This window comes from Paenibacillus jepli, from assembly GCF_047238105.1.
Lineage (GTDB): Bacteria > Bacillota > Bacilli > Paenibacillales > Paenibacillaceae > Paenibacillus_D.
The window spans coordinates 4,600,184-4,617,643 of sequence record NZ_JBDFMD010000001.1 but is presented as its reverse complement, the minus strand read 5'-3'; the positions used below and the strand labels follow the sequence as shown (position 1 = coordinate 4,617,643).

The window sequence follows — 17,460 nt, the reverse complement described above, 5'->3', positions numbered from 1 at the left end:
AACGAGATGAAATGTAAACCCAGATAACCATTAACGAGATGAAAGGGGTCATTCACATGCGCAAAGCAAAACAATTCTATCAGCCTTGGGTACGTGCGAAAATGCTGGTCGTGCTGATCCTGCTGGCTTCGCTGCTGGCAGGCTGTGCCGGAGAGAGCGGTAGCGGAAACGGCGGCGAGAGCGCCGGCAGCGGCAATAACAAGCCTGCCGAGTCCGGCGGCACAGTAGAGGAAAAGCCGTTCAAGCTGGAGATTATCGAGACCGGCAACAACCTCCCTTCGCCCGACAAGGATCAGATCAAGCAGGAGCTCGATAAAGCACTCAACATCGATCTGACGCTGACCGTCTACCCTTCCGGAGACGATTATACGAACCAGCTTAACGTACGGATGGCGTCCGGCAATTTCCCCGATCTGTTCATGGTCAACCGGCAGCAGCTGATCCAGTTCTCGCAGCAGGGTCTGCTGCTCGACCTGACGCCTTATATGGATCAGCTCCAGCAGACGGTCGGCTTCATCGGCGAGGACAGCGTCAAGAAAGGCAGCGTGGACGGCAAGGTCTATGCGATCTCCAAATCGCCGCAAGTGCCCTACAACACCTACTTCATCCGCAAGGATTGGCTGGATAAGCTGGGTCTTGACGTCCCGCAGACGATCGAAGAGCTGTCCGCAGTCGCCCAGGCCTTCACCACCGGTGACCCGGACGGCAACGGCAAGCCGGATACGCTCGGTCTGACCGGGGGCAAGCTGCACGCCTTCGCGCCTGTGTTCGGCGGCTACGGGGTCGGCATGCCCGGCAACTTCTACGAGAAAGACAGCGCGGTCATCAACTCGCTCTACGATCCGGCGATGCCGGAGGCGCTCGCCTTCATCCGCGACATGATCGCCACCGGCGCGGTTGACCCCGAGCTGCTGGCCAACACCGGCCTCCAGCATCAGGAGAAGGCGATCAAGGGGCAGGCCGGCATCATCTATATCGACTGGCCCAATATGACCAAGGAGCAGTTCGTCGAGCAGATCCAGACCGTCAACCCGAACGCCGAGTGGATCCAGATCGAGGCGCCGGAAGGTCCGGCCGGCCGTTATGACGGGGCATGGGATATCGGTGCCAGCCCGGGACGCTTCGCGATCCCCAAGGCGCTGGAGAAGCAGCCGGAGAAGCTGCAGCGCGTCTTCGACCTGTTGAACTATATCTCCGATCCCAACGGCGGTTCGATGCTCGTCCAGTTCGGCGTCGAAGATGTGCACTATACGCTGGAGGACGGCGTGCCCCAAATGACGGATCAGGCGGGCGATGTCGGACATTCGTGGCTCTACCAGTTCACCGGGCGGCCGGAGATGGAGTACCTGCAGGCCAAGTTCGCCGGACAATCGGACTACATCACCTTTGCCGCCGAGCAGCCGCGCATCGAGGTGCTGGACGGATTTATCGACAATCCCGACGGCTTCAATCAGGCGGATGCGACGCGCTATATCGAGGAAGAGCTGGCCAAGTTCGTCTACAACAGGCGGCCTCTTGACGAGTACGACGCCTTCCTCAAGACGCTGGAGACATCGATGAATTATACCGCCTTTATAGATTCCGCAACGCAGCAGCTGCAGGAGCTGGGCTTCGGCTCATAAGCTCTGCGTCTGCGGCAAAGAGAGCAGCCCCGCGCACGGTGTGCGCGGGGCTGTGATGTGCAATGCGAGCCGTTCCACCGTATCTCGCTATCATGGTGCTGAGATGCTCCTACGGACACAGCGGCCCTTATTCACCCATAATCCTGCCCCGGGCAAATAGCGGATCTCCTGTCCTCCAAATCGGCGTCATTGCCCGTAGAGCCATCCTTATGATTTCGCGGGTCGCTGCGAAATCCCTCCTCCAGGCGGGGATCGGCTTACAAATGCGTTCCTCCGGTGGCATCTATCATCTGTCCCGTGATCCAGCGTCCGTCTCGGGATGCCGTGAAAGCAACAATATCTGCGATATCCGAAGGCTCTCCGACACGTCCGAGAGCGGAAGACTCTACGGCGTATCTATGCCCTTCTGGCGTGTGCAGCCATGACGCGTTGACGTCCGTATCGACGATACCAGGCATAACTGCATTCACGGTAATCCCCCGCGGACCCAAAAGCTGGGCCAGGTGCAAGGTAAATGTGTTGAGGGCGCCTTTAGTAAGGTTATAGGCCATGATATGGGGATAAGCAATACGCGTCACACCAGATGAGATATTGATGATCCTACCGCCATCCTTCAGCCGGCCAAGCGATCGCTGGACGAGGAAAAAAGGCGCCTTGACGTTGACTGCAAACAGCCGGTCGAATTCCTCTTCACTTGTCGATTCAAATGGAGAAGCGGTACCGATCCCTGCATTATTAACCAAAATATCGAATTGACGGCTCCCTGTCCTCCGGATTAGCCCTTCATCCAAGCGCTGAAGGAGACGACCAACACCCTCCGTGGTATCCAATTCGGCACCGACTGCAAATGCTGCGCCGCCGGCAGCCTCGATCGCTGAGACGGTTTTCTCCGCCTCCTCCCGTCGGGTGCCGTAATGTACGACTACGAGCGCGCCCTCAGCAGCGAGACGAAGCGCGATCCCCCTCCCGATCCCTCGGCTGGCTCCTGTGACGACTGCGATCTGACCTTCCAAACGTTTTACTTGCATGAGTTCCACTCCTTATCCGTTAGTTGATGCCAGAATAAACCCTCCCCATAAGGGGAGAGTCAAGAGTGGTTTCCAGGTTTTAATCCCGTGTCACCGGTATGATCGCTTCCGCGATCCGGAACTGACCGTAGATATCCTGATCCGAGGTCCAATAGATCTCCCGAATCGGAAGCGTCTCAAGCGACCGGTATCCCTTGTCAGCGATCCATGACAGCAACATCTCACTCGCCCTGCAGCTGCCTTCATACGGATCACATCGATGAGTATATGAGGCTGCTTCCTGTATACCGGGCAATTGTTGTAGCTTTACTCGTCCATGACCAGGCAATGGTTTGGAGACCGGCATAGCGACCTCGATGTCCGAAGGCTCCTCTTTGCAGGAGGCTCTTTTGTGCCAAAGGATCGTGATCTCGCGTTCGGAATCTTCATCCTGGGAACTGACATACTGCTTTAGTTCGTCTAGCAGCAAACACAGTTGGTCCATCGGCAAGGTCTGACGTACGGAAGCAACAAGGACCGGCGCCACACTGCGCAGTTTGAATCCCTCCTCTTCACTAGGCGACGCTTGCCGACCGAGCCTCATGAGCCGTTCATCGACCTCCGCAAGCTGGAGCTGAGCCTTCTGAATCTGGCGTTCCAGTTCCTTCCGTTTCTCAAGCAACGTATGCTCCGCATATGTCAGTGAAGTCGGTCCGGACAACAGCGGCCGCATCATCTCAAGGGTCAAGCCCTGCTTTTTAAACCCCGTAATGCGCCGGATGGTCAGCAGCTGCTCTGCAGAATAAAAACGATACCCGGTTTCTTCGTCTACTCTCGCAGGTTTTAACAAACCGAGCTCATCATAGTGACGCAGCGTCTTCACCGTCAAGCCGCACCGTTTGGCGAACGCCCCAATCCTGAACATTCGTAACTCCCTTCTTCCCCGTTAGTAAATCAATTCGCATTGGGCTTTGTGCTTCTCGAGCAGCGCCTCAAGCTTGCGTTTGTAGCTGTCGGCTGCGAGCCGGTGGAAGTCGCCCTCCGGCGTCTTCACATCCTTGTAGTCATTGCGAATATCGTCCGCCAGCTTGAGTGTTTCCACCACACTGAATTCGAACTGCTCGGCGCCAAGCGCTGTCCAGTCCCGTTGAAGCTCCTTGTTGGTGTGCGTTCCCATCGACAAGACGAACTGCTCCTTGCCCCATACGGTCTGCAGCGTCGGGCTGGCGGCCACATACCTCCGTCCGCTCGTCTTGTTTACAATCTCATAGATTCCCATCTCACGTTTTTGCTGCTGATACTCTGCTACCAGCTGTTTTCTCCGGTCCATAGTCCGAACCCCCTTTGTTGTTATTCCTTCATCCAATAGACGCTGCAATCATCCGTCCGGTCGAGGAAGCCGTATTCGATCAGGTAGCGTCGCAGCGTGACATGATCTTCAGGATAGACAGCCTTCAAAATCGTATTGATTTCTTTCTCCGAATACTTGCGCTGCCGCTCGAAGCGACTTGAGATATGTCGGAGAATCGCCAGCTTGCGCTTCTCCTTGCGGGGGAATCCGGTCAGCCGGCCTGCTGCGCCGTCGGGGAAGTACTTGCGGATCATCGCCTCGTACTCAGCCTCTGTTAGGGCATAGCGCTCATCCACCTGCGTAGCGGTGCGGTGAATCGGTACGAACCTGGGCGCGCCGCCGGCATGCTCATCCAGTAATTCCATGATCGCCAGATACAGACGGGCCTGCTTGGCCCTCTCTTTCATCGCGAACCGGTGATTGCGGATTGTCGAGGTGGTGCCGCTGCCCGCCCGCTTCACGATCTCCGCGTCGCTCAGGCCGGCGGCAAAAGAATCGATCAACTCCTTCTGCAGCTCGGTGAGACCGGTTGCTTTCTTGTCCAGGCTCAGCAAGTAATGAAGCATGGACCCGTGCTCCTGCGCCAGATGCTGCCGGATCATCCGGCTCGCCTCCAACAGCTGATCTTCATGCGGATAGATCACCCCGTCCATATACGCTTCTCCGCAGACCAGACAGATATAAGCTTCTTCGGACGGGTCATAATCATAGCCTTGCTTCAGACTCTCGATGGGGACCGTCCAGAATCGTTCAGATAACTCCACGTCCATCAATCCTTTGTTATGTTTGTTTATTTATAGACATTATACATTTTTGTTTGATTTAAATCAAGCATCTCTTCTATCCCGGCCCTGTGTTTCCCAACATCTTTTCCGTACACGCTGTGTTGAAACGAAATGAATCCGGGTATATAAATGAAAGACCTGCTTGCCCCGCAAGCGTTTCAGATGAAGGAGGAGTAGCGATGACACAATCAATTGCAGACTATACCACACTTAATAACGGCGTTAAAATGCCCTGGCTTGGACTCGGCGTATGGAAGGTGGAAGACGGCAATGAGGTGGTGCAGGCGGTAGAGGCCGCGATCCAGAGCGGCTACCGCAGCATCGACACCGCCGCCGCATACAAGAACGAAGCCGGGGTGGGCGACGGTGTACGCAACAGCGGCGTGGCACGCAAGGATCTTTTCGTCACGACCAAAATCTTCAACTCCGACCAAGGCTATGATGAGGCGCTCGCCGCCTTCGAGAACAGCAATCAAAAGCTGGGCCTGGAGTACGTGGATCTGCTCCTCATTCACTGGCCGGTCAAGGGCAAGTACAAGGATACGTGGCGGGCTATGGAGAAGCTGTATAATAACGGCCTCGTCCGGGCAATCGGCGTCAGCAACTTCCAGGTGCATCATCTCATTGACCTGATGGGCAGCTGCGATGTATGTCCAATGGTCAATCAGGTCGAGTTCCATCCGCTGCTCACCCAAGAGCCGCTGCGTGCATATTGCCGGGAGAATAAAATCCAACTGGAAGCATGGAGTCCGCTCATGCAGGGCAATCTCGATCAGCCTGTGCTTCAGGAGATCGCCGAGAAGTACGGTAAAACAGCGGCCCAAGTCGTGCTGAGATGGGATCTGCAGCATGGCGTGGTGACGATTCCTAAATCGACGCATGAAGAGCGGATCCGGGAGAACGCCCATATCTTCGACTTCTCCCTCACGCAAGAGGAGATGAACCGGATCGACGGGCTCAATCAGAACAAGCGCTTCGGGCCGGATCCGGACAACTTTAATTTTTAACGGACATGCTGTCCGCACATCAAAGAAGCTCGCCTCCTGACCTGGATGCGAGCTTCTTGTATGTCTACCGGTTCCCGGATGCGTCAACGTCCCGTGAACTGCTTGCGGTACTGCAACGGAGACAGGCCGGCATGCTCCGAGAAGGTGCGCGAGAAATGCGGCGTCTGGCGAAAGCCGGTCTCCTCTGCTATCCTCGCCACGGGCCAATCCGTCTTGACGAGCAGCAGCTTGGCCTGGTCCATCCGATACAGCAGCAGGAACTGCTGCGGCGTGAAGCCGTATACCTCCAGCATGCACCGGGCAATATAGTTGGGATGCAGCTGCAGCTCCCGGCCCAGCTGCGTGTTGGTAATCTGGGTGCGGTATTGCCGCTTCAGGAAGGTAGCGGCCCGTTCGGCCACCCCGAGCGAGTTAGGAGCGCCGTGTCCCCGCCATTGTTCGTCGAGCAGCTGGAGCAGCTGCTGGAACACCTGCTGACGCTGCCAGAAGGCTGTCTGCTCGGAGCCTTCCGTCGCTTCGCGCAGCTGCTGCAACAGCGCGCCTGCCCGCTCCGGTTCGCGCATATGCATCTGCTTCGGCAGATGCAGCGCATAGAGATAGTGGTCGCCGCGAAGGGCATCCTCCCCGGCTGCGCCTCCGCCTCGCTCCTCCCACTCTCCCGCAGTCTGGAAGTGCAGCCACTCGAATATCGTCTTGGTCTCGCAAGGCCGGTTGCCCTCCAGCCGGCGGTCCGGTCGCAAAATAACGCCTTCTCCGGCTTCTACCCTCATCCGGTAGCCGCCCTCCTGCAGATCCAAGGCTCCCTCGCGTACGTAGAGCAGATCAAAGGTGCCCCGGTTGACCCGGCCGGGATACGACTGCCCCGGCTCATACATATGCAGATCCGAGTCGATCAGATAGGGCATGGGCGGGACAAGAAAGGTCAGAAGAGGCGTGTCGGTCGATATACTCATAGTTGTTATTGTTTCCCTTCCTTGTAGTACATACGAAACACAATGTCTTGATCATAGTTGCCGAAACCGCGGCCGTACAGCGTCAGCCCCCCGACATGGGCGGCCGACTGCGGCACCTCGAACCGAAAGGTCCATTGGTTGCGATCCAGCTCGATATCCCGGATCGTCACCGGCGACATCAACTGGCCGTCGATGAACGTCCCATCCCGGGTGATCCGCAGACTCTTGAGCAGCCCGTACTGGTTTTTGTCGCTGGTCCACCATGCCGGGGTGAGACGCCCTCGGGTATCGCCGTAATCGCCCGGACTGGTCCACTGTCCCAGCAACGTGTGATTCAACGTAAATGAAATGTCGGACGGCCACTGATCATTATAGCCAGGCGCTTCCGAGCCGAGCTCAAAGGAAATCTCGATCTCTTCGGCCTGTTGCCCGCTCAGCAGGTAATTGGGCAGCTTGTACTCCACATACCCCCTGCTGAACCAGATCAGATGCGCGTGGATGCGTTCAGGTTCAAAAAAATACCGCGGATCGTCGTACTGTCCGATCATCTTGTCCAATGCGGCCAAACCGCAGGTCGGCCAAGCCTCGATATCCGTATAATGTCCTACCGGTATCGCATGCTCATGCACCGCGCGTTCCAGAGGCCGGGCTGGCAAAGGAAATTCGACCGAGAGATGCTGAACGGCAAGCGAGCAGAACTTGTAAGTGCTGCCTCCCTTGCGCTCCATCTGCGTTCGGATCAGGCCTGCACGCTCCAGCTTGCCGACATGCATGGTCATGATCGCTCCGCTTAGTCCCAGTGCCGCCGCCATCTCCTTATTGTGCATTGAACCGCGCTCGGCAAGCAGACGGATGATATTCAAGCGAACTTCGCTGGCCAGCGCTTCGAACACGGGCAGCGATGCCCGGCTGATATCTGCTTTCATGCGGTGCAGCTCCCTTGAATGAATTAATACAAATATTAATTGATCCCGGCTCAAATGTAAAATCTTTTCGCGGTTGACGGACAAGCAATCCGGTTATATACTTACTTAAAATAAGTTAATTACATGATCTGGAGGCTTTTCCTATGATCCCTTCTTTATTTCTTAGTCACGGCTCCCCTTATATCGCCATTGAAGACACGCCTTATACCCGGTTCCTGGATGGTCTGGGCAGCCGTTATCAGCCCAAAGCCATCGTGATCTTCACGGCGCATTGGGAGGCGGAGACGCTGACGATCTCAGCGATGGACCGCTCCTATGACACGATCTACGATTTCGGCGGTTTTCCCGAGCTGCGCTCGCTAACTTACCCGGCTCCCGGAAGCTCGCTGGTCGCCGGGATGGTGCAGGCCCGCTTCGAAGCGGCAGGCGTTCCTACCCATCTGGACACCCGGCGAGGCCTTGACCACGGCGTATGGACGCTGCTGCGTCGTCTCTACCCCGCTGCGGACATTCCCGTCGTCCAGCTGTCGGTGCACCCCTTCCTGGCGGCGGCCGAGCAGCTCCGGATCGGCGAAGCGCTGGATGGACTCGGGGAAGAGGACATCCTCATCATCGGCAGCGGTGCGACGGTGCACAATTTGCGCCAGCTAAGGTTTGGCGCTCGCGAAACGGACAGCTGGGCAGAAGCGTTCGACGATTGGCTGATCGAACGGATGGACAGCGCTCGGCGCGACGAGCTCGCCGATTACATGGCTCTCGCTCCCGAAGCCGCCCGTGCGGTGCCGCGTCCAGAGCATTTCGTACCGCTGCTGCTCGCGCTGGGCAGCGGGGGCCCTCACGCGAAGGGAGAGGTGCTCCACCGCAGCTATGATCACGGCAACCTCAGCTATCTGGCGATGGCGTTTTGAAGACGCAAGCACCGCGCATCTGGGCGCGGTGCTTTTGCTTTGCTCTTCTTCACGGACGATGCGTCAGCCCCCGATTGTTATCAATGGCCCGCTACACGGTTCAGATTGATCGCCCTCAGCATCGTATACCGCGGCCGGACATGATGGGCTTCGCGCAGGCTGCGATCCCGCAGCTCCTCGCTGACTCCAAGCGCCGCTATATGATCCGGTCCGCGGGCAGTCCGTAGCCAGCTTCTGAGCTGCTCCGCTGCCGGCACCCTCGCCAGCTCTGCCGCAAGCTCCGGCCAGACGGTGCGGAGGCGCTGCAGCCGCTCTTCCTCCCACGCATCCTGTGGCAGCGCACGAGCCCACGTCTGCTCCTGCCCGAGCTTATGGTAAAGATCTGAGATTTCGGCGCATGCGACGCCTACTTTGGCCCCGTGCAGCAGCTGCTTGCTCCCCAGCCGGAGGCACTCCATCTCCCAATAATGCGACAGATGATGCTCGGCGCCGGATGCCGGATGCGACAGACCGAAGATCAGCATCGCCAGTCCGGATTCGATCAGGGAATTCATGAGCACGCGTATCCCGTCTGGTTCCCGCCTGCCGATCGAGTCCGCATGGTCGACTGCCGTCTGCAGCGCACTGCGGGTAATCTCAGCAGCTGCTTCGCAATAGGGCTCGTCTGCAACCTTATGCGAGAACGACCAGTCGAAGAGCGACGTGTATTTGCCCAGCATATCGCCGAACCCGGCAGCTATCATCGCCTGCGGCGCTTGCATCAGCACATCCAGGTCAGCGAAGATAGCAACCGGGGCGGATGCGGGTACTGTAATCTTGATCCCTCTCACGAGCAGCGGCGCCCCTTTGGAGTTGAAGCCGTCTACCGAAGGCGCTGTCGGCACTGACAGGAAGGGCTTGCCCATCTTGTAGGCGGCGAATCTGGCGATATCATGCAGCGTGCCCGCTCCTACGACGACGATCATCTCGGTCGTATCCGGCGACAGCTCCAGCATCAGCTGCACCAACGACTGCTCGTCCGCGACGACATCCCCCTGGCTGTTGGCCGTAATCGTCGTCCGCGAGACGCCAATGCCGCCTTCCGTAAGCAAGCTCTCCACTCGCCGCCCCGCAGCTTCGTACGTGAGGCTGTCTACAACAAGGTTGATATGCTTACAGCCTTTGCTCTTCAGATATCCCGTGATCTGCTCCAACGCCCCCGCCTCCACGACGATCGCATCGATCCCGATGGGGTGATGATCATTGCAGGGACATGCCTCCGTTAGCTTCGTTATCCTTTCGATCATCTTGTGCTCCTTCCGTTCGTGCGCTTTCCATCCATTTTACTATAAAAAAGAGGTAGGCTCCACATTCTCTGAGGCTACCGTTCCTTTTGCGAATCGGAAGGAACTAAATCATGGGTTTTGAGCCAGAGGCTTTAAAATTGTCGTGAATTGGTTAAATTTGCGAACCTTTGTCTAAATAACAAGAGAGGTGACAATTCGTCACATGCAAAAAAATTGAAAGATGGAGGTTCGATCGGATGTTCAAAAACAAGTTCATCGCATGCGCTGTTACGGTGACACTCGGGCTGAGCCTGATTGCTGCGCCGGCAAACGCAATCTCCCTTCAAGTCAATGGACAGCAGCTGCAAACGGAAACCGCGCCGGTTCTGATCAACAATTCTGTGCTTATCCCGGTCCGGTATGTATCCGACATGGTCGGCGCATCTCTGCAATGGAACGGCAATACCCGTACGGCGACCGTGACCCACGGCGAGACGACGGCATCAATCGTAATCGGTCAGCGTACAGCCACTGTCCGTACAGGAACCACAGCGACGACGGTGAACTTGGCGGAGCCTGCACGGCTGCAGGAAGGCCGGGTGATGGTGCCGATCCGATTCCTCGCGGAAGCCTTTGATGTCGGCATCGCATGGGATAGCAACACCCAAAGCGTAAACGTGACTCTGCCCGGCACGGATACGCCAGGCGGCACAGGGACGCCCGGGCAAGGGCCGGCTGGACCTCAGGGACCTCCGGGACCGGCTGGACCTCAAGGACCTGCGGGACCAACAGGACCAGCCGGACCTGCAGGTCCGCAAGGGCCCGCTGGACCTCAAGGTCCGGGAGGGCCAGGCAGCACAGGACCGACCGGTCCTGCGGGACCTCAGGGGCCAGCTGGACCGGCTGGGGCTGATGGAGCAGATGGTCAAGACGGGGCACCGGGAGCGGATGGCGCTGTCGGACCGGCTGGACCTCAGGGACCTCCGGGGCCTGCGGGTGCTGACGGAGCCGATGGCCAGGACGGGGCACCGGGAGCGGACGGCGCTGTTGGACCGGCTGGGCCGCCTGGACCTCAGGGACCTCCAGGACCTCCGGGACCTCCGGGACCTCCAGGAGCCGATGGCCAGGACGGGGCTCCAGGTTCGGGCGGCGCAACGGGAGTCTACAGCTTTAGCGCCAACACGACCGGGACGACCCTTGCAGTCGTATTGGGCGGAACTTCAATACCTCTTCCGAACCATCAGAATGCCAGCGGCATCACCGCTACTCAAGGGAATACGGTATTCAATGTCCAAACAGACGGTATCTATTATATTAGTTATACAGTAGAGCTAGCGAATGATCTTTTGGTTAGTACGAGAATAACTACCAGCAACTTCGTATCCAACGGCAGTGAATTTACCCCTTCGGTCAGTAAAAGGAGCTTTCAAGGGAGCACCATCGTCTCCCTTCAGGCAAACGAAAGCATCAGTCTGCAATTATACGGCCTATTGGGTGCCGCGACGCTGAACAACACCGGAACAACCATGACCATTATCAAATTGGCTGACCTTCCAGCCGGGCCTTAACGGAAATCGCCCGCCTCTTGTCTCACGACAAGGGCGGGCGATTATTTCACCTCTACATATCGAACCGGACAGCTACACCTCCAGCTTCACCTTACGCCCAGTCTTCGCGCTCTCGACCGCGCCGAAGACCATAGCCATGCTGCGGATATTGTCCAGGCTGTCGGTCTCGGCGGCACGTCCCGCTTCCAAAGCGGCGAACATCTCATCGAGACAGCCGTCATGCTCCAGCCGGCCGGGCCAGTCTGGCTCCAGCGCTTGCGTCTTCATGGCGGACATGAAGCCGGGCTGCCCCGCCTCATCCACCACTTGCATGCTTAACGCTTCATGTCCGTCCCACCTGGCGGTCCCTTTGCTGCCGATCACCCGCCAGTCCGCATCCCAAGCGGTGCCATAACCCTCAGCGCTCCAGGAGCCGCGATACGTGAACACCGAGCCGTCGCTCATCTCGAAGATGCAGACCGCCGAGGCGTCGCCCTTGTACCAGGACCCGGGCATGTTGTGCTCGTGGCAGTAGACCGATACCGCGTCGGCACCCGTGATGAATCTGGCCTGGTCGAAGGTGTGGATCGCCATGTCGATGATGAGCGGACTCGCCATCTCGTCCCGGAAGCCGCCAAAGTGCGCTCCGATAAAAAAGTCCGTGTGCACAGCCCCGAGGGTGCCCAGCCCGCCGTCTGCCACCAGCTGGCGCAAAGTGCGGATCCGGGGATTGTAGCGCCGGTTCTGCATGACGCTATACCGGCGGCCAGTGCGCTGCGATACCGCTGTGATCTCCCTGGCATCGGCAAGCGATTCTGCCATCGGCTTCTCTCCGAACACGTTGCAGCCTGCCTCCATTGCCGTCGTCACGATGGCCTTATGGCTGGCCGGGATGGTCACGTCGAACACCAGATTCGCCTCCGTGGCCTTGAGCGCTGCGGAGAGATCGGTGAATACCGGCACCTCCAGTTCCTTGCGCTCTGCCAGCTTGCGTGCAGACGCTTCATACAGGTCTACCAGGCCGACGATCTCGGCGTTCTCCCGAGCGAGCGCGTAGTCTACCCAACGGTTCGCCATGCCTCCGCAGCCGGCAACTACGATGCGATGCTTTGTCATCCTGTCATCTCTCCTTAAAAGAGGTTGTTCAAAAAGTCCGCAAAACCGAATTTTTCGAACAAAACTTTAGATTTTTTTACGTCGGGTTAGGCACGAAGTCGCCGCCCCGGCATCGCTTCAGGTAGTTGAGCCCGTGAACCTGGCCGGTCATCTCCCAGTCCCCGCGATAGACGGGGTCATGGAAGCCCTCGATATCGATACTGCCGCTGTAGCCTGCCTGGCGCAAAATCGTAATAATGTCGCTCCAGTTAGTGTCGCCGAAGCCTGGCGTACGATGCCAGACAAACTGCTTTGGTCCGTGGATGCCGTACTCGCGGACGATATCCCAAGCGATCGTAGCGTCCTTGCCGTGAACATTGAAGATCTTGGGCACCCATTTGCGCAGCTGCGGGATCGGGTCGATCAGACTGACCATCTGGTGACAAGGCTCCCATTGCAGGCCGATGTTATCCGCCGGCAACGCATTGAACATCATCTCCCAGGCTGTCGGGTTGTGCGCGATATTCCACTCGCCGCTTTTCCAGGTGCCGTCCATGTCGCAGTTCTCGAAGGCCAGCCGGACTCCGCGCGAGTCCGCACGTTTCGCCAACTCCCCGAACACCTCGGCGTACCGGCTCATCGATTCGTCGATCGCTCCCGGCATGCGGCCGGTGAAGCCTGCTACCAGGTCGGTGCCGAAGTCGGCCGCATGGTCGATCAGCCGCTCCCAGCTCGCCAGCGTATCTGCATTGTTGTCCGCTCCAGTGAGCGGATTGCCGAAGATGCCGACGTGGGAGATAACCACATCGTTCGCCTCTGTGATCTCCCTTACCTGCTTGGCCAGCTCCTTCAGGTCTGTTTGTCCCGTGGTCTGCCAGAAGGTCAAGCCAAACGATTCGAAGCCGTGCGGGATAATCTGCGGCAGTACGCGCGGAGCATCCGCGCCGCCCACCAGCGTGCCGATTCGTATCTGTTCCATTATTGAAAAACCTCCATCTGTATGAATATCATCCTAATCCCAAGAACGCTTGCCTTTATAGTACTCCACCCGTACGGACACTACTAGAAACAATCCTATTAAATATTCATACAATTCTACGCCCTGACCTGGAATGCAACCGTTACCTTGCGTTATAATAAGTGCATTCGCATGAAAATTGTACGGTGCTTGCATTATCCATTTCCGAAAGGAGCCGACTTGTCATGACCAACCGGGCGCTGCGCGAGCAGACCATGTTTCCCGACAAAACCTTCCCGATGAACGTCTTCTTTACGACCCATATCCCGCCGCACTGGCATGACCATATCGAATGGCTGTATGTCAAATCGGGACGCATCCAGGTCCAGCTTGACGGCGCATATGCGGAGCTTCAGGAGGGAGAGCTGGCGATCGTCCATTCCCGTCAGCTGCATGCCGCGCAGCCGCTGGTGCCCGGATCGGAGATGGTTTGTATTGTGTTCAATGAAGTCCTTGTCCGAACAGGCGGACTCGACAGCACCGAGATGGATTATTTTGCCCCATACTTCAATCATCGGATGCATCTGCCGCAGCTGCTCAAACAGGACAACCCGTTCACGGCGCCTGTCAGCCGGGCCTTCGGCGAGCTGGTCACGGAATTCAAAGCCAAGCCGCCTGGTTTCGAGCTGTTCGTCAAAGCCGAGCTGTACCGCATCTTCGGCCTGATGTTCCGCTACTCCAGGCAGCAGGAGGCGCCCGGGACGGCCAGAGCCCATCTCGCCCACCCGTTTACAGATCTCCTGCTGCATATCCGTCGGCACTATCACGAGCCGATCACCGTGGCCGATGCAGCCGCCCGCGTCAGCCTCAGCCCCAACCATTTCTGCAAACGGTTCAAGCAGTTGACCGGCACGTCCCTGATCGATTACGTGCATCTTCTCCGCATCAACGAAGCCCACCGGCTGCTGCAGGAGAGCGATGCGCCTGTCGCCGCCGTCGCCGAGCGCGTCGGCTACAGCAATCTGACCTACTTCGGCCGCATGTTCAAGCGCCTGAAGCGATGCACGCCCAGCGCCGTGCGCAGGGCTTGAGTGAGCCGTCGTTGGAGCAGGTGATTGAGCGCCCCGGGCCCTTTGTAGCGGCAGAAAAGGTCGTTGCCGCGGGCCGTTGAGCGACGAAGCCCGTGTAGCGGCAAAAAGGGTCGTTGCTGCGGGCCGTGGAGCGACGAAGCCCCGTGTAGCGGCAAAAAGGGTCGTTGCCGCGGGCCGTTGAGCGACGGAACCCCGTGTAGCGGCACAAAGGGTCGTTGCCGCGGGCCGTGGAGCGACGAAGCCCGTGTAGCGGCAAAAAGGGTCGTTGCTGCGGGCCGTGGAGCGACGAAGCCCGTGTAGCGGCAAAAAGGGTCGTTGCTGCGGGCCGTTGAGCGACGAAGCCCGTGTAGCGGCAAAAAGGGTCGTTGCTGCGGGCCGTTGAGCGACGGAACCCCGTGTAGCGGCAGAAAGGGTCGTTGCTGCGGGCCGTTGAGCGACGAAGCCCCGTGTAGCGGCACAAAGGGTCGTTGCTGCGGGCCGTTGAGCGACGAAGCCCCGTGTAGCGGCACAAAGGGTCGTTGCTGCGGGCCGTTGAGCGACGAAGCCCGTGTAGCGGCAAAAAGGGTCGTTGCTGCGGGCCGTTGAGCGACGAAGCCCCGTGTAGCGGTTGCAGATGCAGCGTTTCTTCCCCTGCCCTCTCCCGTCTCTTGTCGCATCGGCCATTCCATACCGCTGATCCACGCTATACCATAAAAGCCTGCCAGGACCAACAGTCCCGGCAGGCTTCTTCACGCTTCCAGCCTTACACCCGTTTGAAATGCCACATGTGGCCTTGATAATCTCCCGCAAGCTTCGGTACCTGTAGGCCGGCGTACATCAGATGGTCGCCGCCGTATACGGCGTCCTCGCCCGTGAGCGTGTAGTCCGCCTCCGGCAGCAGTCCCTTGAGGCGCAGCCATGCAAACGACGCATTGGGCTGAGCCAGGATGCGGAAGTAGAATACCGCCGCCTCCGACTTGTCCTCCGAGACGAACATCCATGCCGCCTCGTTGCCCTCGAACGGGCTGCGCAGCCGGTAGAAATCGCCGAACTGGGCGAGCGGCCGGAATGTCTTGTACTGCTCCACCTGCTGCTTGACGAGCGCCTTCTCTTCATCCGTGAACTTCGTCAGATCCAGCTCGTAGCCGAAGTTGCCGGACATCGCCACCAGGCCGCGCATCTCCAGCGAAGTCATGCGATGGACCTGGTGGTTCGGCACCGCCGATACATGCGCGCCCATCGAGCTGATCGGGTACACCAGCGAAGTGCCGTATTGGATGTGCAGACGGCTGACCGCATCCGTGTTGTCGCTTGTCCAGGTCTGCGGCATGTAGTAGAGCATGCCGGGATCGAAGCGCCCGCCGCCGCCCGAGCAGCTCTCGAACAGGATGTGCGGGAACTCGCTCGTCAGCTGCTCCAGCACGCTGTAGAGTCCCAGCATATAGCGGTGCGCCGTCTCGCGCTGGCGCTCGGCCGGCAGCGCCGCCGACCCGATCTCCGTCATATTGCGGTTCATATCCCACTTGACGTAGGTGATCGGCGCGCTGCGCAGGATGTCGGCGACCATCGTCCGGATCGCCTCGCACACCTCGGGGCGGGAGAAGTCCAGGATCAGCTGCTGACGGCCTTCGGTTCTGCGGCGGTCCGGAACATGCAGACACCAGTCAGGGTGCTTGCGGTACAGGTCGCTGTCCGGCGATACCATCTCCGGCTCGAACCAGAGGCCGAACTGCATGTCCAGCTTGCGCACCCGCTCCGCCAGATCATCGAGACCGCCCGGCAGCTTGGCGCGGTCGACCACCCAGTCGCCCAGCGAGCTGTCGTCCTTGTCCCGCTTTCCGAACCAGCCGTCGTCGAGCACGAACAGCTCGATGCCCAGCTCACTGCCGGCCTTGGCGATCTGCTCGATCTTGTCGGCATTGAAGTTGAAATACGTCGCTTCCCAGTTGTTGACCAGGATCGGCCGGCTCTTGTCCCGGAATTCGCCGCGGCACAGCCGGGTGCGGTACAGCTTGTGATAGGTGCGCGACATCCCGCCCAGACCCTCCGGCGAATAGACGAGCACGGCCTCCGGCGTCTGGAACGACTGGCCCGGCTCCAGCAGCCAGCTGAAGTCGAACGGGTTGATCCCCATCGTTACCCGCGTCGTACCGTACTGCTCCACTTCTACCTGAGCCGTGAAGTTGCCGCTGTAAACCAGACTGAATCCATACACATCGCCATGGTCCTCGTCCGCCCCGCTCGCGAGCAGTGCCAGGAAAGGGTTATGGTTATGGCTGCTGGAGCCGCGGCTGCTGCCGATGCTCTGCAGACCCGGCGCCAGTTTGCGCTGCTGGACATGACGTTCATTTGCCCAGGCACCCGCGAGATGAACCATCTCATAGTCGGACGTCCGGAAGTCCACACCCATGCTGAGCGCCTGCTGGAGCTTCAGGTTGCCGCTGCCTTCATTGGCAAAACGCACCGAGCGGGCCACCGCATCCAGCTGTTCGAAGATCGTGTAGATCAAGGTAATGGAGAATCCCGCCTGCTCGTCCACCAGTTCCAGCTCCAGCGTATGCGCTTCGCTGTCTTGCTCGGTATACGTCGCCGGGAGTCCTTCCAGCTGCGGCTTGCCCGCGTAGATGCGATGCGTGCGGTAGACCGCCTCGGTAATCGTCGAGCCATCCGGCAGCTGCACCTGATACGCTGGGTGACGAAAATCGCCGGTACCGTACACCGGATACTCGAGCGGCAGCGCGTCGAAAGAGACTGTGCGGTCCTCGGGGAACGGATTGGGCGAGAAGGAGCTGCGCTCCTGGTAAGGGATCAGCTGCGCGAGTTGACCGTCACGAACCCTGCGGCCCCAGTAGACATGTGCGGGAACGCCTGTTTTGACGAGCTGCAGTACATAGCTGATGCGGTCGTTGGACAAATGAAAAACCTGTGTTTCTTTATCAAAAGTAATCGGCATGGAAACCTCCTGC

Annotated in this window: 15 protein-coding genes; 5 read left to right on the top strand and 10 right to left on the bottom strand. The window is 58.7% G+C overall.

What is annotated here, in order from left to right; all coding sequences use genetic code 11:
- Positions 1-56: 56 nt before the first annotated feature.
- A complete protein-coding gene (locus ABC336_RS19955; RefSeq protein WP_413240312.1) occupies positions 57-1,622 on the top strand; it encodes an extracellular solute-binding protein in 1,566 nt (521 codons plus the stop codon).
- A gap of 257 nt (positions 1,623-1,879) precedes the next feature.
- Here the strand turns inward: ABC336_RS19955 and ABC336_RS19950 are convergent, their stop codons facing one another.
- The 4 genes from ABC336_RS19950 to ABC336_RS19935 all read right to left on the bottom strand — a co-directional run bounded on the left by ABC336_RS19950 (position 1,880) and on the right by ABC336_RS19935 (position 4,750).
- Positions 1,880-2,650: an SDR family oxidoreductase gene (locus ABC336_RS19950; RefSeq protein ID WP_413240311.1), complete on the bottom strand. Its 771-nt coding sequence runs from the start codon at positions 2,648-2,650 to the stop codon at positions 1,880-1,882.
- Between the two features lie 79 nt (positions 2,651-2,729).
- On the bottom strand, positions 2,730-3,554 hold the full coding sequence (locus tag ABC336_RS19945) for a MerR family transcriptional regulator (protein ID WP_413240310.1): 825 nt from the start codon (positions 3,552-3,554) through the stop codon (positions 2,730-2,732).
- A gap of 21 nt (positions 3,555-3,575) precedes the next feature.
- Positions 3,576-3,959, bottom strand: coding sequence for a GIY-YIG nuclease family protein (locus ABC336_RS19940; RefSeq protein ID WP_413240309.1), 384 nt, complete (start codon positions 3,957-3,959; stop codon positions 3,576-3,578).
- Positions 3,960-3,979: 20 nt separating this feature from the next.
- On the bottom strand, positions 3,980-4,750 hold the full coding sequence (locus ABC336_RS19935; protein ID WP_413240308.1) for a DUF2087 domain-containing protein: 771 nt from the start codon (positions 4,748-4,750) through the stop codon (positions 3,980-3,982).
- Positions 4,751-4,944: 194 nt separating this feature from the next.
- Between ABC336_RS19935 and ABC336_RS19930 the strand changes: the two genes are divergently transcribed.
- Positions 4,945-5,772: an aldo/keto reductase gene (locus ABC336_RS19930; RefSeq protein WP_413240307.1), complete on the top strand. Its 828-nt coding sequence runs from the start codon at positions 4,945-4,947 to the stop codon at positions 5,770-5,772.
- An 83-nt stretch (positions 5,773-5,855) separates the two neighbouring features.
- Here ABC336_RS19930 and ABC336_RS19925 read toward each other — a convergent pair whose 3' ends face one another.
- Both ABC336_RS19925 and ABC336_RS19920 read right to left on the bottom strand, forming a co-directional pair.
- Positions 5,856-6,725 (bottom strand): AraC family transcriptional regulator, encoded by an 870-nt coding sequence (locus ABC336_RS19925; protein ID WP_413240306.1) that lies wholly within the window; start codon positions 6,723-6,725, stop codon positions 5,856-5,858.
- Positions 6,726-6,730: 5 nt separating this feature from the next.
- Positions 6,731-7,651, bottom strand: a complete 921-nt coding sequence (locus tag ABC336_RS19920; RefSeq protein ID WP_413240305.1) for an ArsR/SmtB family transcription factor — start codon at positions 7,649-7,651, stop codon at positions 6,731-6,733.
- Between the two features lie 143 nt (positions 7,652-7,794).
- Here ABC336_RS19920 and ABC336_RS19915 point away from each other — a divergent pair, with 143 nt between their 5' ends.
- Positions 7,795-8,559, top strand: a complete 765-nt coding sequence (locus ABC336_RS19915) for a dioxygenase family protein (RefSeq protein ID WP_413240304.1) — start codon at positions 7,795-7,797, stop codon at positions 8,557-8,559.
- Positions 8,560-8,639: 80 nt separating this feature from the next.
- Here ABC336_RS19915 and ABC336_RS19910 read toward each other — a convergent pair whose 3' ends face one another.
- The gene (locus ABC336_RS19910; RefSeq protein WP_413240303.1) at positions 8,640-9,845 is read right to left on the bottom strand and encodes a sn-glycerol-1-phosphate dehydrogenase; all 1,206 of its coding nucleotides are present in this window, start codon (positions 9,843-9,845) and stop codon (positions 8,640-8,642) included.
- A gap of 236 nt (positions 9,846-10,081) precedes the next feature.
- Between ABC336_RS19910 and ABC336_RS19905 the strand changes: the two genes are divergently transcribed.
- Positions 10,082-11,392, top strand: a complete 1,311-nt coding sequence (locus ABC336_RS19905; RefSeq protein WP_413240302.1) for a BclA C-terminal domain-containing protein — start codon at positions 10,082-10,084, stop codon at positions 11,390-11,392.
- A 72-nt stretch (positions 11,393-11,464) separates the two neighbouring features.
- On the opposite strand, the gene ABC336_RS19900 is transcribed toward ABC336_RS19905, so the two are convergent.
- On the bottom strand, positions 11,465-12,487 hold the full coding sequence (locus ABC336_RS19900; protein ID WP_413240301.1) for a Gfo/Idh/MocA family protein: 1,023 nt from the start codon (positions 12,485-12,487) through the stop codon (positions 11,465-11,467).
- A 76-nt stretch (positions 12,488-12,563) separates the two neighbouring features.
- Positions 12,564-13,445, bottom strand: a complete 882-nt coding sequence (locus ABC336_RS19895; RefSeq protein ID WP_413240300.1) for a sugar phosphate isomerase/epimerase family protein — start codon at positions 13,443-13,445, stop codon at positions 12,564-12,566.
- A gap of 224 nt (positions 13,446-13,669) precedes the next feature.
- Between ABC336_RS19895 and ABC336_RS19890 the strand changes: the two genes are divergently transcribed.
- Entirely contained in the window at positions 13,670-14,515 is an 846-nt protein-coding gene (locus ABC336_RS19890) for an AraC family transcriptional regulator (protein ID WP_413240299.1), read from the top strand.
- A 742-nt stretch (positions 14,516-15,257) separates the two neighbouring features.
- Here the strand turns inward: ABC336_RS19890 and ABC336_RS19885 are convergent.
- Positions 15,258-17,447: an alpha-galactosidase gene (locus ABC336_RS19885; RefSeq protein ID WP_413240298.1), complete on the bottom strand. Its 2,190-nt coding sequence runs from the start codon at positions 17,445-17,447 to the stop codon at positions 15,258-15,260.
- Positions 17,448-17,460: the final 13 nt, after the last annotated feature.

What these genes read in the sequence shown, in the direction of transcription:
- ABC336_RS19905 (WP_413240302.1), top strand. Translation starts at nt 10,082, where the DNA reads ATGTTCAAAAACAAGTTCATCGCATGCGCTGTTACGGTGACACTCGGG.
- ABC336_RS19915 (WP_413240304.1), top strand. Translation starts at nt 7,795, where the DNA reads ATGATCCCTTCTTTATTTCTTAGTCACGGCTCCCCTTATATCGCCATT.
- ABC336_RS19920 (WP_413240305.1), bottom strand. Translation starts at nt 7,651, where the DNA reads ATGAAAGCAGATATCAGCCGGGCATCGCTGCCCGTGTTCGAAGCGCTG.
- ABC336_RS19950 (WP_413240311.1), bottom strand. Translation starts at nt 2,650, where the DNA reads ATGCAAGTAAAACGTTTGGAAGGTCAGATCGCAGTCGTCACAGGAGCC.
- ABC336_RS19945 (WP_413240310.1), bottom strand. Translation starts at nt 3,554, where the DNA reads ATGTTCAGGATTGGGGCGTTCGCCAAACGGTGCGGCTTGACGGTGAAG.
- ABC336_RS19900 (WP_413240301.1), bottom strand. Translation starts at nt 12,487, where the DNA reads ATGACAAAGCATCGCATCGTAGTTGCCGGCTGCGGAGGCATGGCGAAC.
- ABC336_RS19930 (WP_413240307.1), top strand. Translation starts at nt 4,945, where the DNA reads ATGACACAATCAATTGCAGACTATACCACACTTAATAACGGCGTTAAA.
- ABC336_RS19935 (WP_413240308.1), bottom strand. Translation starts at nt 4,750, where the DNA reads ATGGACGTGGAGTTATCTGAACGATTCTGGACGGTCCCCATCGAGAGT.
- ABC336_RS19910 (WP_413240303.1), bottom strand. Translation starts at nt 9,845, where the DNA reads ATGATCGAAAGGATAACGAAGCTAACGGAGGCATGTCCCTGCAATGAT.
- ABC336_RS19925 (WP_413240306.1), bottom strand. Translation starts at nt 6,725, where the DNA reads ATGAGTATATCGACCGACACGCCTCTTCTGACCTTTCTTGTCCCGCCC.
- ABC336_RS19955 (WP_413240312.1), top strand. Translation starts at nt 57, where the DNA reads ATGCGCAAAGCAAAACAATTCTATCAGCCTTGGGTACGTGCGAAAATG.
- ABC336_RS19940 (WP_413240309.1), bottom strand. Translation starts at nt 3,959, where the DNA reads ATGGACCGGAGAAAACAGCTGGTAGCAGAGTATCAGCAGCAAAAACGT.
- ABC336_RS19890 (WP_413240299.1), top strand. Translation starts at nt 13,670, where the DNA reads ATGACCAACCGGGCGCTGCGCGAGCAGACCATGTTTCCCGACAAAACC.
- ABC336_RS19885 (WP_413240298.1), bottom strand. Translation starts at nt 17,447, where the DNA reads ATGCCGATTACTTTTGATAAAGAAACACAGGTTTTTCATTTGTCCAAC.
- ABC336_RS19895 (WP_413240300.1), bottom strand. Translation starts at nt 13,445, where the DNA reads ATGGAACAGATACGAATCGGCACGCTGGTGGGCGGCGCGGATGCTCCG.